Genomic DNA, 3,579 nt, shown 5'->3' with positions numbered 1-3,579 from the left:
AGATCCCGGTCGGCCGCTTCGCGCAGCCCGAGGAGGTGGCCGCGCTCATCGCGTTCCTCGCGGGCGACGACGCGGCCATGATCACGGGCAGCAACTATCTGATCGACGGCGGCTTCACCACCGTCTGAACGGCGCGTCCGCCGAGGAGCCCGAACCGGCGCCGGCCTGTCTCACAGGCCGGCGCCGGCTCCCGCGGTGAACCGCGGCCAGGATCTCAGGTGCCGTCGGAGCTCACGCCGGCTCGTCCAGCGCAGCGGTCTGCACGATGAGCACGTCGCAGTCCGCCTCCTTCACGACGTTCGCCGGCACCGACCCGAGCAGCTGGCCGTCGGCGGCACCGAGTCCGCGGTTGCCCACCACGATGAGGCTGCCGGTGCCGCCCCTCGCTGTGTCGAGCAGCGCGCGGGACGGGTCGGCAGCGACCGCGCGCTGCTCGACACGTCTGGCCGTGCCCTTGTCCAGCTGAGACAACGACGTCGCGATGGCCTCTCGGGCGGATCGTTCCGCCGTCAGGTCGATGTGACCGGTGTCGACCGATGCGTGATCTCCCTTGTTGTACGCGGAGACGACGATGAGGTGGGCCTCGGACGCCGTGGCCACCTCGGCGGCGCGGTGCACGGCGTACTGCGAGCTCGGCGAGCCGTCCGTTCCGACGACGACCCGTTCATAGACGGTGAGGTGCCTGGTTCCGAGCGGCATCAGCGGCGACTCCTCGTCGGCGGGCGGCGGGTTGACCCACAGCATCGCGAGCGCCCCGATGCCGAACAGCACCCCCGACAGCATCAGGGCGTTGGAGCCGGATCCGCCGAGGAGGTTCTCGAAGATCCACCCGAAGGTGAAGCTCTGGATCAGCATCGGGACGACGATCATCATGTTGACGATGCCGATGTAGACGCCCATCCGCCTCTGCGGCACCATGCTCGCCACCATGATGAACGGGACGCCCATCATGCTCGCCCAGCCGATCCCGAACAGCACCATCGGGATCAGCGCCACGAACTGGTTGGTCGCCTGCGACACCGTGATCATGGCGATGCACATCAGCACGAGGCACGCGGCGTGCAGCCGCTTGGCCCCGAACCTGTTGGCGAGCGGGATGAGGAGCAGGGCGGACGCGACGGTCGCTCCGTTGTACGCCATGCCCATGGCGCCGGTCCATCCCACGGCCTCCTCGAGGTTTCCGTCGAAGACGGTCTCCTTGAGGCTCACGGCGACGAACTGCCAGTAGATCACGATGGCGTACCACTGGAAGAGGTACACGATGCCGAGCTTGTGCATGCCCATCGGCATGCTCTTGGCCGCCGAGGCGACATCGCGGACCATGGCGAACGGGTTCTTCGGCGCGTTGCGGATCTCGGCGAGCTGCTCGTCCGACGGCGGGTGCTCCTTGGTGCGCAGCATCGCGACGAGGACGGAGGCGATCGAGCAGAACGCGCCCGTCCAGAACGCGACGAACACCCAGTACGGCACGCCGTTGTCGGAGGAGCCGGTGATCAGTCGCTGGAAGATGAAGATCATCGCGTTCGCGGCGATGAGGCCGGCCCCGGTGAACATGGACTGGATGAGGAAGCCGCGCGCCAGCTGGTTCTTCGGCAGGACATCGGCGAGCAGGGCCTTGTAGGGCTCCATCGAGGTGTTGTTCGAGATGTCCAGGAGCCACAGCAGCACGACGGCCGCCCAGAGCGCGCCGACGAACGGGAACAGGAAGAGCGTGATCGCGCAGCCGACCGCCCCCAGCAGCAGGTACGGCTTGCGTCGACCCCAGCGATCGCTCCACGTCTTGTCGCTCAACGCTCCGATCATCGGCTGGATCAGCAGGCCCGTCATCGGGCCGGCCAGGTTCAGGATCGGGAGGTCGTGCGGGTTCGCGCCGATCATCTGGAACAGCGGGTTCACCGCCGTCTGCTGCAGGCCGAAGCTGAACTGGATGCCGAAGAAGCCGAAGTTCATGATCAGCATCGCCCCGATGCCGATCGGGGGGCGGGTCTTCAGTGAGCTCGTATCCGAGTCGCCTCCTCCCGCGATCATCGTTCCGGTCTGCATGAGAACCTCCATTGGTATTCGTGCGGTCGTCACGTGACAATCGATGTCACAGATGAAAGTAACTTGCAGTGCACACTCTGGCGCAGGGCGTACGATCCTGTCAAGGAGAATCGGACACCCCGCTTTTCTGGGTCAACGAGGGGGTTGGGGTGGGTGAAACAGGATTGCATAGGCGTGACTCAAGCGTCGTACTACGATGAACGCGTGAACGACCCGGCGGTTCCGGTCGCCCGCGTGACCCTCGCTGACGTGGCGACGCGGGCGGGCGTCTCGACAGCGACGGCCTCCCGCACGTTGCGCGGGGGATCGAAGGTCGCGCCCGACACGCGACAGCGCGTGCTCGAGGCCGCCCGTGACCTCTCCTACGTGACGGTCATGGAGGCGCTCGGCGGAGGGTCGGGTCCTCGGCGGGTCGTCGCCGTGATCGCGCCGTTCGTCCACAGGTGGTTCTTCGGCTCCGTCATGTCCGCGGCGACGGAGTGCTTCCGTGCGAACGGCTACGACGTGCTGCTCTATCACCTCGGCACCGTCGAGGCCCGCGACAGCTTCTTCGCGCGGATGCCGCTCGCGGGCCGCGTCGACGGCATCCTCTCGCTGTCGATGCCGTTGACCGACGAGCACACGCTGTCGCTCCGCTCGCTGGGGCTGCCGCTGGTCAGCCTCGGGCCGGAGATACCCGGGTCGCCGTCGGTCGGCATCGACGACGTGGCTGCGGCTCGTTGCGCCGTCAATCATCTCCTCAATCTCGGGCACGAGCGGATCGCGCTCATCCGCGGCATCCCCGAGGAGGTGGACTTCGACTTCACGCCGTCGGCCCAGCGCCGACTCGGCTACGAGGAGGCGCTCCGCGACGCCGGGGTCGACCTGGACCCGCGGCTCATCGCCTCCGGCGGGCACAGCGTCGACGGCGGCGCCGCCGCGACGGCCGAGCTGCTCGGCGGACCGGTCCGTCCCACGGCGATGTTCGCGGATCAGGGCGAGGTCGCGGCCGGCGCGGTCTGGGCGCTGCGCCGCGTGGGGCTGCGCGTGCCCGAGGACATCTCGGTCGTCGGCGTCGACGACCACGAGATGACCCAGGTGCTGGAGCTCACGACCGTCGCTCAGGATGTCACCGGCCAGGCGGTGACGGCCGCTCGACTGCTGATGCAGATGCTCGACGACGACGGGGAGGCGCCGTCCACGGCTCCGATCATCCTGCCGACGCGGCTGATCCTGCGCAGCTCCACGGCGCCGCCTCCGGTGGTGAGACGCCCCGCGGGCGAGTGAGCTCCGGGCGGCGGCGCGGCTCGAGGCCGACGCATGACCCGCCGAGCCGGCCCGGAGCGCGCCCGGCTCAGGCGACGAGGCGGCCGTCCTCGACCCGGACGACGCGGTCGACGAGGCCGGGGGGCACGTCCACGTGCGAGACGAGCACCACCGTGCGGTCGCCGGCGGCGCCGAGGAGGTCGTGCAGCAGGGCGTCGGATGCCGCGGGGTCGACGCCCGCGGTCGGCTCGTCGAGCACGAGCACCGGGAAGTCCGCCAGCAGCGCGCGGG

The 3,579-nt window shown here is 69.0% G+C and carries 3 protein-coding genes and 1 pseudogene; 2 read left to right on the top strand and 2 right to left on the bottom strand.

The window, feature by feature from the left end; genetic code table 11:
- A partial coding sequence (locus WML84_RS13865) for an SDR family oxidoreductase (protein WP_347346724.1) occupies positions 1-128 on the top strand: 128 nt, incomplete at its 5' end.
- 103 nt (positions 129-231) lie between these two features.
- Here WML84_RS13865 and WML84_RS13860 read toward each other — a convergent pair.
- Entirely contained in the window at positions 232-2,043 is a 1,812-nt protein-coding gene (locus WML84_RS13860; protein WP_347346723.1) for an MFS transporter, read from the bottom strand.
- Between the two features lie 204 nt (positions 2,044-2,247).
- On the opposite strand from WML84_RS13860, the gene WML84_RS13855 reads away from it, so the two are divergent.
- Positions 2,248-3,309: a LacI family DNA-binding transcriptional regulator gene (locus tag WML84_RS13855; RefSeq protein ID WP_347346722.1), complete on the top strand. Its 1,062-nt coding sequence runs from the start codon at positions 2,248-2,250 to the stop codon at positions 3,307-3,309.
- 67 nt (positions 3,310-3,376) lie between these two features.
- On the opposite strand, the pseudogene WML84_RS13850 reads toward WML84_RS13855, so the two are convergent.
- A pseudogene (locus WML84_RS13850) lies at positions 3,377-3,579 on the bottom strand (thiol reductant ABC exporter subunit CydC); the annotation flags it as partial.

The sequence above is a fragment of the Microbacterium sp. genome, from assembly GCF_039812165.1.
Lineage (GTDB): Bacteria > Actinomycetota > Actinomycetes > Actinomycetales > Microbacteriaceae > Microbacterium.
The sequence above is the reverse complement of the archived record's forward strand: the minus strand, read 5'-3'. Positions and strand labels throughout refer to the sequence as shown.